11 protein-coding genes and 2 rRNA genes (1 of these 13 only partly in view) are annotated in these 12,445 nt (G+C 46.0%); 10 read left to right on the top strand and 3 right to left on the bottom strand.

Translation table 11 applies throughout. From position 1 onward, the window contains the following. The 6 genes from DYADSP32_RS18465 to DYADSP32_RS18440 form a co-directional block, all read left to right on the top strand. Positions 1-1,805, top strand: a 23S ribosomal RNA gene (locus tag DYADSP32_RS18465); it begins 1,014 nt to the left of the window's first position. A gap of 156 nt (positions 1,806-1,961) precedes the next feature. Continuing rightward, positions 1,962-2,073: ribosomal RNA gene (gene rrf, locus DYADSP32_RS18460) — 5S ribosomal RNA — on the top strand. A 165-nt stretch (positions 2,074-2,238) separates the two neighbouring features. Next, the gene (locus DYADSP32_RS18455; protein WP_414617889.1) at positions 2,239-2,790 is read left to right on the top strand and encodes a hypothetical protein; all 552 of its coding nucleotides are present in this window, start codon (positions 2,239-2,241) and stop codon (positions 2,788-2,790) included. A 130-nt stretch (positions 2,791-2,920) separates the two neighbouring features. Continuing rightward, positions 2,921-3,766, top strand: a complete 846-nt coding sequence (locus DYADSP32_RS18450; protein WP_414618145.1) for an ISL3 family transposase — start codon at positions 2,921-2,923, stop codon at positions 3,764-3,766. Positions 3,767-4,299: 533 nt separating this feature from the next. Further along, entirely contained in the window at positions 4,300-5,478 is a 1,179-nt protein-coding gene (locus tag DYADSP32_RS18445) for a Gfo/Idh/MocA family protein (protein ID WP_149241369.1), read from the top strand. Continuing rightward, complete coding sequence (locus DYADSP32_RS18440; RefSeq protein WP_414617888.1) at positions 5,475-5,705, top strand: hypothetical protein; 231 nt, start codon at positions 5,475-5,477, stop codon at positions 5,703-5,705. Before DYADSP32_RS18445 ends, DYADSP32_RS18440 begins: the two co-directional genes overlap by 4 nt. Positions 5,706-5,911: 206 nt before the next feature. On the opposite strand, the gene DYADSP32_RS18435 is transcribed toward DYADSP32_RS18440, so the two are convergent. Together DYADSP32_RS18435 and DYADSP32_RS18430 are read right to left on the bottom strand one after the other, a co-directional pair. Continuing rightward, complete coding sequence (locus DYADSP32_RS18435; protein WP_149241370.1) at positions 5,912-6,340, bottom strand: hypothetical protein; 429 nt, start codon at positions 6,338-6,340, stop codon at positions 5,912-5,914. A gap of 10 nt (positions 6,341-6,350) precedes the next feature. Beyond that, positions 6,351-6,782, bottom strand: coding sequence for a cyclic nucleotide-binding domain-containing protein (locus DYADSP32_RS18430; RefSeq protein WP_149241371.1), 432 nt, complete (start codon positions 6,780-6,782; stop codon positions 6,351-6,353). A 269-nt stretch (positions 6,783-7,051) separates the two neighbouring features. On the opposite strand from DYADSP32_RS18430, the gene DYADSP32_RS18425 reads away from it, so the two are divergent. The 4 genes from DYADSP32_RS18425 to DYADSP32_RS18410 all read left to right on the top strand — a co-directional run bounded on the left by DYADSP32_RS18425 (position 7,052) and on the right by DYADSP32_RS18410 (position 11,614). Next, a complete protein-coding gene (locus DYADSP32_RS18425) occupies positions 7,052-8,758 on the top strand; it encodes a S41 family peptidase (protein ID WP_149241372.1) in 1,707 nt (568 codons plus the stop codon). Between the two features lie 119 nt (positions 8,759-8,877). Then, complete coding sequence (locus DYADSP32_RS18420; protein ID WP_149241373.1) at positions 8,878-9,630, top strand: SDR family NAD(P)-dependent oxidoreductase; 753 nt, start codon at positions 8,878-8,880, stop codon at positions 9,628-9,630. A 91-nt stretch (positions 9,631-9,721) separates the two neighbouring features. Then, positions 9,722-10,372, top strand: coding sequence for a FadR/GntR family transcriptional regulator (locus DYADSP32_RS18415; protein WP_149241374.1), 651 nt, complete (start codon positions 9,722-9,724; stop codon positions 10,370-10,372). Between the two features lie 18 nt (positions 10,373-10,390). After that, entirely contained in the window at positions 10,391-11,614 is a 1,224-nt protein-coding gene (locus DYADSP32_RS18410) for an MFS transporter (protein WP_149241375.1), read from the top strand. A 137-nt stretch (positions 11,615-11,751) separates the two neighbouring features. Here DYADSP32_RS18410 and DYADSP32_RS18405 read toward each other — a convergent pair whose 3' ends face one another. Beyond that, entirely contained in the window at positions 11,752-12,444 is a 693-nt protein-coding gene (locus tag DYADSP32_RS18405; protein ID WP_149241376.1) for a peptidoglycan DD-metalloendopeptidase family protein, read from the bottom strand. Position 12,445: the final 1 nt, after the last annotated feature.

Raw genomic sequence — 12,445 nt, 5'->3', positions numbered from 1 at the left:
AGCTAAGGTCCCAAAATATATGCTAAGTTGAACTAAGGGGGTCCGACTGCAGAGACAGCCAGGATGTTAGCTTGGAAGCAGCTATACATTTAAAGAGTGCGTAACAGCTCACTGGTCGAGCGGGGCGGGCATCGATAATAAACGGGCATCAAGCATATTACCGAAGCTATGCGATAGTAATTTATTACGATCGGTAGGGGAGCATTCTCACAGGGGTGAAGCTGTGGCGTAAGCTGCGGTGGACTGGTGAGAAAAGCAAATGTAGGCATAAGTAACGATAATGCGGATGAGAAATCCGCACACCGAAAGACTAAGGATTCCTCCGCTATGCTAATCAACGGAGGGTTAGGCGGGGCCTAAGGTATAGCCGACAGGCGATTACCGATGGACAGCAGGTTAATATTCCTGCCCTTGCAATGAGTGTGACGAAGTGACGGAGTATTGTGGTATGTACGTACTGACGGAATAGTGCGTTGAGCAGAGCCTACGGGCGAAGCGAACATACGAAAAGGCTTCCAAGAAAAGCTTCTGAAACATCAGCTTATTGCAACTCGTACCGTAAACCGACACAGGTAGTCGAGAAGAATATTCTAAGGTGCTCGAGTGAATCACGGCTAAGGAACTCGGCAAATTAACCCTGTAACTTCGGGAGAAGGGGAGCCTCCTCGCAAGAGAGGCCGCAGAGAAATGGCCCAGGCGACTGTTTAGCAAAAACACAGGGCTCTGCCAAAACGAAAGTTGACGTATAGGGCCTGACACCTGCCCGGTGCTGGAAGGTTAAGAGGGGATGTCATCGCAAGAGAAGCATTGAATCGAAGCCCCAGTAAACGGCGGCCGTAACTATAACGGTCCTAAGGTAGCGAAATTCCTTGTCGGGTAAGTTCCGACCTGCACGAATGGTGTAACGATCTGGGCACTGTCTCGGCCGTGAGCTCGGTGAAATTGTAGTAGCGGTGAAGATGCCGCTTACCCGCCACGGGACGGAAAGACCCCGTGCACCTTTACTATAGCTTTGCATTGTTTTCGGGTCAGGGATGTGTAGGATAGGTGGGAGGCTATGAAGGGGTGTCGCCAGGCATCTTGGAGCCAACGTTGAAATACCACCCTTCGCTGGCCTGGGATCTAACTTGACTAAGTCAAGGACCGTGCATGGTGGGTAGTTTGACTGGGGTGGTCGCCTCCAAAAGTGTAACGGAGGCTTCCAAAGGTCTGCTCAACACGCTTGGTAACCGTGTGTGGAGTGCAATAGTACAAGCAGGCTTGACTGTGAGACCGACGGGTCGAGCAGGTGGGAAACCAGGGTATAGTGATCCGGTGGTTCTGTATGGAAGGGCCATCGCTCAAAGGATAAAAGGTACGCCGGGGATAACAGGCTGATCTCCCCCAAGAGCTCACATCGACGGGGAGGTTTGGCACCTCGATGTCGGCTCGTCACATCCTGGGGCTGGAGAAGGTCCCAAGGGTTCGGCTGTTCGCCGATTAAAGTGGCACGCGAGCTGGGTTCAGAACGTCGTGAGACAGTTCGGTCCCTATCTGTGGTGGGCGTAGGAAGATTGACGGGGGCTGCCTTTAGTACGAGAGGACCGAGGTGGACCTACCGCTGGTGAACCGGTTGTTCCGCCAGGAGCATGGCCGGGTAGCTATGTGGGGAATAGATAAGCGCTGAAAGCATCTAAGTGCGAAACTAGCCCGAAGATGAATCTTCCACATAAGGGTCGTTGTAGACTACAACGTTGATAGGCTGCAGGTGTATGTGTAGAAATACATTCAGCCGAGCAGTACTAATTACCCAACAGCTTGCACATTTTCTTTCAATAGAAAAAACATTTAATCTCAATCTCTTCTACTTCCAATATGACATGAAAAAAGGAATGAAAGGATAATGGAAAAAAGGATAAAGGACGAAAGGGATTTTCCCTTCCTCCATACTTCCTTCCTCCTTCTTCCCCTCAAAAGATCTTGTTGGTGGCTATTGGCCCGGTGTTCACCTCTTCCCATCCCGAACAGAGAAGTTAAGCCCGGAACCGCCGATGATACTTGGGTCAAACCTGGTAAAGTAGGTAGCCGCCACAATACTATTACAAAACAAAAAGCCTCGCAGAAATGTGAGGCTTTTTTGCGTTTTGGCCGGGCCGCGCAGGCCGGACCGCGCAGGATGCACGCTCCGATGGTTCGCCATCCCGGCCCGGGACAGAGAAGTTAAGTGGGGCTACCTGAGCCGGGGGCGCCCAGATCAACGTGATCCCGGCCATAACCGCCGATGATACCGGGAGACGCTCTCTTGGACTAGGCGTCCCCGGTCAAACCTACGCGGTACGACCTGGTAAAGTAGGGGGGACGCCTAGTCTAGCCGCCACAATACCATGGATCAAGCTGAAAAGTTGGGGGGAAGCTGAATTATTATTTGCTTTGCATCCTGAACCAATTTTGTTTGCATTGAACGATTCTTACCAAACACTTGTCCGTATACTTTTACCAGAAGGCATCCTAGAGTATTTTGAACCAACCAAAGTCGTTGAGTCCATTCCTGGATTAAACATCTACTTAGTAGAGAAGAATATTACTCCTGTTGAGTATAAAGATGAAAAGTTGGAGTCCAAGGGATTTCTTCCGGAAATCTATATTCAGGACTTTCCTATTCGTAATCAGAAAGTTACGCTCTGTATAAAACGCCGTCGTTGGGAAGTCAAGGATACAAAAGAGATAATTAGCAGAGACTGGAATGTGGTACAACAGGGAACTCGAATGACCAAAGAGTTCGCTGATTTTTTAAAAGAGTTGTATAGATAATAATCCCGTTAGCTGTTCACAACTGGGTAAATACTATCATTTAGAAGGGAAACAGCTTCAGCAGCAGTATAAAGATCATATCAGTGACTATCGCCAATGGGATCAAATAGAGCATGCAGAAGACTGGATGTTGTATGCTGAGAATACAGGTGTTCATTTAAGCATTGATGAAACTGCTCTTTCTAACGGGGAATTATACACCATCGTTACAAATAAAGCTGCCAAAGGGAGGAAAGGAGCACTTGTTGCGATGGTTAAAGGCACTCAGGCTGAAACTGTTATTGAAGTTTTAAACGGGATTCCCAAGAAGCTTCGGGACACAGTTCGTGAGGTTACCTTGGACATGGCAGCCAATATGAATATGATCGTGAAGCGCTGTTTTGTTAAGGCAGATCGGGTAATCGATCGCTTTCATGTACAAAAATTAGCATATGAAGCGGTACAGGAAATCCGGATCAAATACCGCTGGGAGGTTCTGGATAAGGAAAATGAGGCCATTAGTACAGCCAAGGCGGCGGGAGTAAGCTTTGAGCCAGAAGTTCTCGAAAACGGAGATACAGTAAAGCAGTTGTTGGCAAGAAGTAGATATCTGCTATTTAAGCACCATGACAAGTGGACCACCTCGCAAGTAAAACGGGCCAAGTTGCTGTTTGAACGTTATCCCTTAATCAAGAAAGCTTACAATATCTCTTTGGATCTGGGGACTATCTTTCGGACTTGCACTTTGAAGGAAGTAGCCTTCAAGAAGCTTGCATTGTGGTATAACATTGTGGAAGACTGCGGAATAGACTCCTTCAAAACCGTTGCCAGGTCTATTCAAACCCACTATTTAGATATCCTGAATTTTTTCAACAATAAAAGCACCAACGCATCGGCCGAATCTTTCAACGCCAAGGTTAAATCTTTCAGATCGTCATCAAGAGGTGTAAGAGACATCAAGTTCTTCCTGTTCCGGCTTTCTAAACTTTATGCATAATCGCCCCCCAACTTTTCCACTTGATCCAATACCATTACAAAACAAAAAGCCTCGCAGAAATGTGAGGCTTTTTTGCGTTTTGGCCGGGCCACGCAGGCCGGGCCGCGCGCCACGTTGGCACGTTCGTACGGATAGAGAAGTTAAGGGGCCGCCTAAGCGCGTCTGGCTAAGCGGTACGCAAATACGGGCACAACCACCGATCACACCTATTCCGGGACGCTGCCCAGCCGTACAAGACGATTATCAAATCAAGGACTTTTCAAAGGATTGTCTTTTCTTGTTTTAAGGCTATTCGCGGCTGGAAACTGACCCCGGTGTCTACGAAGTCTTGGGAAATAGGCAAAATGTTTATGGATCTTTGCTCTTTAAACACGATAATCATGCTGTTGCAGGAACACCTCATCCGCAATAAATTTTTCCAGTATTTTATTAGAATTATATATTTTTTTCAATTTACCTTGTCGATGAACTCGAAGCGTGCAATTTTTGGTACTTATAACGAACTAATATCAACAACCAAAGAACACTTCAATATGCAAAATCAGAGTGAAATCCCACGCAAGGAATTTATCCGCCAGGTTGGAATTATGAGCGCAATTGCGTCATTTTTCCCGTCAGACCTTATGGCAGGAAACGGTAGAAACGCAAAGAAAATCCGAATTGGAGTGATTGGTTGCGGCAGTGTATCCACTCAATACCTCCCACATTTGAGCAAATCTCCTTTTGTTACACTGATAAGTACGTGTGATATCGTAGAAGAAAGAGCTAAATCCGCAGCCGCAAAATATTCTATCGCCCATCACTACACATCCATTGAAAAAATGCTTGCTGGCCCAGCGTTTGACCTATTGGTGAACTTAACCAATATGCAGGAACACGGCAGACTCAATAAGATAGGGCTCGACAACGGGAAAAATATCTGGAGCGAAAAGCCGATGGCAAACAGCTATTCGGAAGGAAAATCGCTCATGGATCTCGCAAAAAAAAGAAACCTCAAGATATGGGGTGCTCCCGCTGTGATAATGAGTCCTCAGTTTGCCTTTATGTCGAAAGTAATTCAGGAAGGGAAACTAGGTAAAGTGTCGGCTGCCCATGCACATTATGGGCATTTAGGCCCCACCTGGTCAGCATTCTTCTATGAAAAACTAGGCGGAAGTATGCCTGATTTGGCCGTGTACAACATGGCCACGCTTACAGGACTACTTGGTCCCGTAAAATCCGTTGTAGCTATGCTCAACATCATTACCCCCTCCCGAAAAGTGGATAACCGTAACGCCCTTATTCAGGTAGAAGAAGAAGATAATAGCATGGTGTTGATGGAGCATACCAGCGGAGCCTTATCTCATGTTCAGAGCGGGTTCAACTACTTTGATCCTTACGGACATGAAGGAAGCGGACAAGACAAACCTACCATTTCAATATGGGGAACAAAGGGAAACATGCAGCTTATCGGCTACGACTGGGCGCCAGCGGGCGTAGACATGGCAACCGAAGACCATGAAAAAACGCAAAGGTTCGTAATGGATACAGGTAACTTTGTGTGGCAACAAGGCGCTAGTGCCATTTCAGAGAGTATGGTGAATGGAGTAGATCCGATCATCACCACGCTACATTCGCTACACGTACTTGAAATTATTGAAGCAGCCCGAAAATCGCAAGCAACGGGCACACGCATTCCATTAAAATCTACATTTAAATGGCCTTTGGTTTGAGATCCATATCCGAAACGAATGAAAGCTATCCTACTTTGCAAACCAAAACAAAGAATATATTGAATAAAGTAAACATTATACTGCTTCTTTCGGAAGGTCTAATATCACTGTTTTCCTGCCAAAATAACAAAGATTACCAATGGCCGGGATTTGGGTATGAATTGAAGAAAAAAATCAATGGCAGTCTGAGAGAGCAGTATCTCCCCGCCATGTACCGGATACCATAGAGCAGGTCAGCGACATTCCTTACACCATCAGTGGTAAGAAAATGGAGGCGCCGGTGAAGAGAATTTTGATGGGGGAACATCCTGCAAAATGTGTGAATCGGGATACAATGCGAAATCCGGAGGCTTTGGAGGGCTTTGTTTAGGATCGGGAACTTATTTATAAAGGCAGCACATCGAGATTGGGTGCTGCCTTATTCTGCGTTTAATCAATGTAAAGTTAGTTTGATTGTTATATCTCCCAGAGGTAAACTTTGAACGGTGCCTTTGCTTTCGGGGTTGGGATAATCCAATGTGTCCGATCCCGAAATGATGATTTTAAGATCATCAGTATACATGTCCGCACTGTGGGAAAAATTCAAAGGCCCGGCTTTTAATTTTTGAAAATTATTCAAACCAACGTACCGTACGGTCGAATAGTCATTGATCGGTTGCGTGCCCAGCAATGTGACAATCACATCCTGGTTTAATGTGCCCTTTATAGTGAGATTAAACCCGTTGGGCTTAAAATCCGGTTTAACATAAATTGCATCTGCAAAGCAGGTTTTAGGTAAAAGTGTATATTCCCAAACCTTCTGTTTTTCACAGGAGGTTGTGAGAAATATGATCAACATGCTGAGAGATAAGTATTTTTTCATTTTCTTACGGTTACGTCTGTTTTATCAAAGCACCTGTATTGATACCATTTTCAAGCCTTCTGAAGGAGGTATCGATTCCGACCTGGTTGAGGTCGGAAAATTCTCTTAGTAAATCCTGACAATCCTGTCGAGTTAGCTGATAAAGTGACACAAGAGTACATGTCTCTATGTATTCAGTAGATGGGGAACCGTTTAAAAAACTTTCAGTTGAAAAAGCCAAATCTCCCTCAGCCGCGAACCAACCAATCCATTCGCTCTGAAAACCCTTGTAGTAGCAGCGAATAATTCCCTTTTTAACAAAAAGGAGGTGTTCCTGATATCGCCCGGGAGATAGTAGTAGTACATTTTCTCTAAGTTCCAGGCGTCGGGCTTTTTGCAAGAAGGCCCTTTTGATACGTAATGAAATCAGCGACGAGATCTCGCTATTGGAGAATGTAAACATAGTGCGGTATGAAATGTGTAATAAATTCCTTCGTTGAAGTTTTCATACCGTTGCACAAATTTATTCAATTAAACGTTAAATTCGTGAGATCGGCAATTTTTCAGTTGCGTGGTGATCCAGCAGGTTTGGGAGACCATAATGAAATAATTTGCCTGGGCAGTGTAACTTCTTGTTTTTTCCCAGGTAATCCGATTTGCATTCTGTGACCGGAAGCGTTTGCAGGCACGTTTTGAACATGATTTTTGATTATCAACCAGAAGATATCTCCGATGATTCCAGAGAAACCCAATAACCCGATCCAAAATTCACCATCCGTGATACGCCTCCCGATGGTCATTGCGATCACACTCGTTGCAGGTGTGTTGCTGGGGAGTACATTTTTTAGCGGGGGCAAAAAACTGACGGATGTGGCCCGGGGCTACGCCAAGTTTCGTGAAGTACTGATGCTGGTTGAAAACAACTATGTAGATTCGGTCAATACGGACGAGCTGGTGGATTATTCCATATCCAAGATGTTGGAAAAGCTGGATCCGCATACGGCTTACTTTAATACCGAAGAAGCATCGGCGGCAAGGTCCCAGCTCGAGTCCGGCTTCGACGGAATCGGTGTGGAGTTCAATATTTACAACGATACGGTGTATGTGGTTACGCCTTTGAGCGGCGGACCGTCCGAGACAGCGGGTATTCAGAGTGGAGATCGGATCATATCTGTAAACAAAGAAAAGTTATCGGGACCGGGTGTTACCAATGCTCAGGTTTACAAGCTATTAAGGGGTAAAAGAGGTACAAAGGTGGATCTTGCCATTGAACGTATCGGACTTAAGGATAATCTGGACTTTGCCGTAGTACGCGATCGCATACCGACCTATTCGGTGGATGCGGCTTACATGGTTGATCAGGAAATTGGTTATATCAAAGTGAGCCGTTTTTCGGAAACTACCTTTGATGAGTTCAAGTCGGCCCTGAAAACCCTGAAGGCGGATGGATTGAAAAAACTGATCCTGGATCTGCGGGGTAATCCCGGAGGATACATGGAACGTGCAACCAGTATGGCCGATGAGTTCATTTCAGGAGATAAACTGCTTGTGTATACGGAGGGCAAGGATAGCCGGTACGACCGTAAAACCAGGTCGCATGTGGAGGGTTCCTTTGAGAACGGAGCCGTGGTTGTATTGGTGGACGAAGGCAGTGCATCGGCATCGGAGATTCTGGCCGGAGCTTTACAGGATCATGATCGCGCTTTGATCGTAGGAAGGCGGTCGTACGGAAAAGGACTCGTACAGATGCCGATCAAATTGTCTGATGGGGCTGAACTGCGGCTAACCATTTCCCGGTATTTCACGCCCAGCGGCCGAAGTATTCAGAAACCTTATGAAAAGGGCAAAGGGGAAGAATATAGTCAGGATTTATCGCACCGGTATGAAAGTGGTGAATTTTTTAGTGCGGACAGCATCAAAGTTGATAAATCCAAAACCTACAAAACAGATGGCGGACGGCTGGTGTATGGCGGTGGTGGTATCATGCCGGATATATTTGTGCCGCGGGACACGTTGATGAACAGCAAATATCTGTTTGAGCTCTATGCCAAAAATATAATTCGTGAATATGCGCTGAGGTTTGCCAATGAAAACCAGAAGAAATTGGAAAAGCAATCATTCAAGGAGTACCTCAAATCGTTTCAGGTAACCGATGAGATGCTTGCCGAACTTGTGAAGGATGCCTCGAAGGCTGGAATCAAACAAAACGAAGAGGAGCTGCGGAGATCGAAGCCAATCATATTATCCCAAACAAAAGCCATCATAGGACGATATGTGTGGGGGAGAAAGCAAAAGAGTGGACTCAACAACGAAGTATTTCAGGTGCTCAACCCCATGGATAATGTATACCAGAAGGCCATCCAGTCTTTTGGCCAGGCAGGGGAACTTGAACATGGGAATTTTAGTAGTCTTAATACGATGAAAGGAAAGAAGGAGTAAGGGAGTAGGGAGGAAACCAGATTGAAGGAAAAGGAGGATGGAGGAAAGGGAGGAATTTTTTGGGATAGTAATCTGAGATTTTTAACTGGCCTCTGAATATTTAGATATTATCATTACGAATGGCACGAATTGCATTGATTACCGGGGCAACTTCCGGAATTGGAAAAGCCACAGCTGAGGCTTTCGCACAGGTTGATATAAATCTTATCTTATGTGGGCGCCGTCAGGATCGCCTGGATGAACTGGCCCGGCAGCTTTCGGGAAAAGTTCGGACAACGACGTTACTTTTTGACGTCAGAGATAAAGGGGCGGTACAGGCCATGATCGGATCGCTATCAGATGAATGGAAAAATATCGACATTCTGGTCAATAACGCTGGGAACGCACATGGGATGGGGCCATTGGACGAAGGGGATACGGATGACTGGGATGCGATGATTGATGGAAATGTGAAAGGCCTGCTTTATGTATCAAAAGCAATTATTCCACTCATGCTCGAACAAGGTAGCGGGCATATTGTCAACATAAGCTCTATAGCCGGAAAGCAGACCTATGCCAATGGAGCGGTGTACTGCGCTTCCAAAGCGGCCGTGGAAGTACTGAGCGAAGGAATGCGTCTAGAGCTTACCCAGCATGGCATTAAAATTACCAATGTAGCTCCTGGTGCGGTGGAAACAGAGTTTTCGCTGGTTCGGTTTAAAGGAGATGAATCCCGGGCTGAAAAGGTTTATGAAGGTTTTGATCCTTTGCAGGCGAGTGATATTGCCGACGCAATCGTCTATGCGGTGAATGCGCCCGGCAGAGTGACCATTGCGGATATAACCATACTAGCCGGTGCGCAATCTGCTGCGACGGTAATTCACAGGAAGTAAATCGATTGGCTCAAAATGTTCCGGCAGAATTGTTCGGAACATTTTTTGTTCTTACTTTTGAAACATCAGATGATATGATGAATTTGAAAAGATGATTAAAAGGAAAAGCCTGGCAGATGAAGTCGTGAGCTTGCTCCGACAAAAAATAGCGGATGGAGTGTTTGCTGTTGGGCAAAAGCTGCCCACCGAACCTGAATTAATGGCGTTGTTTGGCGTTGGTCGTTCCACGATCAGGGAAGCGGTCAGAAACCTTTCACACATAGGCATGGTGAGGGTGCAACAGGGGCTGGGCACGTTTGTGGAGAAACAGGATGCTTCGGAGTCCCTGACGGATCGGTTTCTCAGAGCCAAAGGTCTTGAATTGAATGAGATCCGTCAGTTGCTGGAATTGAAAATAGCTGAAAAGGCGGCGCTCAACAGGACAGATGAAGATATTGTAAAAATGGTGAGTTACCTGGACGAACGTAGACAAATGGCGCTTGCGAATATTCCGCACAAATGCATTCAGGCCGATATCAATTTCCATTTAACAATTGCCGTGTCTTCTAAAAGTGACATGTTGCTGGATCTCTATAAAACAATCGCCCAGCACATGCAATCTTATTTTCTGGAGCTATATATCGATACTGAAAGTTTTGTTCAAACCCAGCAAATGCACGAATCGTTATTGAAGAGTATTGTGGATCGTGATTCTCAAAAGGCGTGGGAATGGGCTGCGAAAATAACAGGACAGCCGTTTTAAGCATTTAAGTTAAAAGTTATGAAAAGTATACAGCAGGATTTACCGAACGCTTACCAGCCGGAATCTTCCGACGCGCAGCAAACTGTATTTCCGATACTGCTTGCATTGAGTTTTTCACATTTGCTCAATGATACCCTCCAATCGCTGATTCCTTCCATATATCCTATGGTCAAGGACTCCTTTCAGCTTTCATTTTCCCAGATAGGGCTTATTACCTTTACTTTTCAGATAAGTGCTTCGGTTCTTCAGCCGCTGGTCGGACATTTTATGGATAAAAGGCCGCAGCCTTACGCTTTGGCGATTGGCATGGGGTTCACCATGTTTGGTTTGGTATCACTATCGATCGCAACCAGCTTCAACATCGTGCTGATGTCTGTTGCCTTGATGGGGGTAGGCTCTGCCATTTTTCACCCCGAGGCCTCCCGCATCGCGCACATGGCTGCTGGTGTCCGTCATGGTATGGCGCAGTCGCTTTTTCAGGTAGGGGGTAATGCGGGGAGCTCTCTGGGGCCATTACTGGCGGCCTTGATTTTACTACCATACGGCCGGTTTCAGGTCATATGGTTTTCACTGGTGGCTCTGGCGGCCATCGTGATTTTATCCTGGGTGGGGAATTGGTACAAAAACAACATGCAGCGCATCAGAAAAAAATCAGCAGGGAGGAGCAGCGGGGAAATGAACTTGTCTAAGAGGAAAGTCGCTTTCTCGATCGGAATTTTATTACTGCTCATTTTCTCAAAGTACATTTACATGGCAAGTCTCACGAGCTATTTTACCTTTTATCTGATCGATAAATTTGGCCTGTCGATTCAAACTTCGCAGGTTTACCTGTTCCTCTTTCTTTTTGCAGTGGCCGCAGGAACGTTCATTGGCGGGCCAGTAGGGGACCGGATCGGGCGAAAATATGTGATCTGGATATCCATATTAGGCGTGGCGCCATTTGCATTGATGTTGCCTTACATGAATCTTTTCTGGACAGGGGCTATCAGTGTGATCATTGGATTGATCCTTTCGTCGGCATTTTCGGCGATTCTGGTGTATGCCCAGGAGCTCATTCCGGGTAAAGTGGGAATGATTGCCGGATTATTTTTTGGGTTCGCATTTGGAATCGGAGGGATCGGTTCGGCGTTGCTGGGAACCCTGGCTGATGAAACGAGCATCGAACATGTGTTCTACGTATGTTCATTCCTACCGCTTATAGGTTTGGTTACCGGGTTTTTGCCGGATCTTCAGAAAAAATGACCGGAACGGGTTGAAAGGCAGCAGAATACGTTCATCGGTAGAGTTTAATGAATGGGATGGAACAAAGGTCTCCAGAATTCAAGGTGGCTACCAGTATTTCATCACTTTGGTATTTTTTGTCATGTTTTTTAAGTCGTTCATGACTTACTCAACTCATTCTCGCTAATCCTGAGTATCAGATTTGGATCAGGGCAAATGGATAGATAGTAATCCAGATCTGTCAAACTGCTTACGCCCGGAAAGTCTCCTTTAAAGTTACCTATGTCATTAATAATCTGGAAATGAAGGTGCGGGGGCCAATCTCCATTGATGGGGTAATTGCCAATTTCCCCTAACTTTTCTCCTGAATTTATTTCCTTTCCCTCGTATAGTCCATCGAGTGATTCCAGCGAAAGATGGCCGTAAAGGGTGAAAAATTCAGTTTGATCAAGCTCGTGCCGGAGAATTATTGCAGGTCCGTAATCGCCATAATGGTTGTTGAAGGCAAAACTGTGTATTACTCCGGATAGTGGCGCATATATGGGCTCGCCGGCATCCGTCCAGATATCGGTGCCCAGATGAATGCATCTTGGGCTATTATGGTCGTCGACAAAATGCTTACGCTGTTGGTAAATGACCCTGTTCTCCCGATACCCGCCTATTCCTATGCAGGCATTGTTTGAAAGTAAATCATGAAAGACATAGCGCGAAAATACCGGCGTGTTGGTCAGGTCAAGGGTTGCCAGATCCGTATTTGCCGTGGAAAAATCTAGTTTTCTAAATGGCTTTAGACTAAAAATCATCCTGGCGAAACCAGGATGATTTTTAAGAGCGGTTGATACTCCGGACATT

Source organism: Dyadobacter sp. 32, from assembly GCF_902506755.1.
Taxonomy (GTDB): Bacteria; Bacteroidota; Bacteroidia; order Cytophagales; family Spirosomataceae; genus Dyadobacter.
Note: the sequence above shows the minus strand (reverse complement) of the source record. Positions and strands in the feature narration are given on the sequence as shown.

What these genes read in the sequence shown, in the direction of transcription:
- DYADSP32_RS18445 (WP_149241369.1), top strand. Translation starts at nt 4,300, where the DNA reads ATGCAAAATCAGAGTGAAATCCCACGCAAGGAATTTATCCGCCAGGTT.
- DYADSP32_RS18435 (WP_149241370.1), bottom strand. Translation starts at nt 6,340, where the DNA reads ATGAAAAAATACTTATCTCTCAGCATGTTGATCATATTTCTCACAACC.
- DYADSP32_RS18430 (WP_149241371.1), bottom strand. Translation starts at nt 6,782, where the DNA reads ATGTTTACATTCTCCAATAGCGAGATCTCGTCGCTGATTTCATTACGT.
- DYADSP32_RS18425 (WP_149241372.1), top strand. Translation starts at nt 7,052, where the DNA reads ATGATTCCAGAGAAACCCAATAACCCGATCCAAAATTCACCATCCGTG.
- DYADSP32_RS18420 (WP_149241373.1), top strand. Translation starts at nt 8,878, where the DNA reads ATGGCACGAATTGCATTGATTACCGGGGCAACTTCCGGAATTGGAAAA.
- DYADSP32_RS18415 (WP_149241374.1), top strand. Translation starts at nt 9,722, where the DNA reads ATGATTAAAAGGAAAAGCCTGGCAGATGAAGTCGTGAGCTTGCTCCGA.
- DYADSP32_RS18410 (WP_149241375.1), top strand. Translation starts at nt 10,391, where the DNA reads ATGAAAAGTATACAGCAGGATTTACCGAACGCTTACCAGCCGGAATCT.
- DYADSP32_RS18405 (WP_149241376.1), bottom strand. Translation starts at nt 12,444, where the DNA reads ATGTCCGGAGTATCAACCGCTCTTAAAAATCATCCTGGTTTCGCCAGG.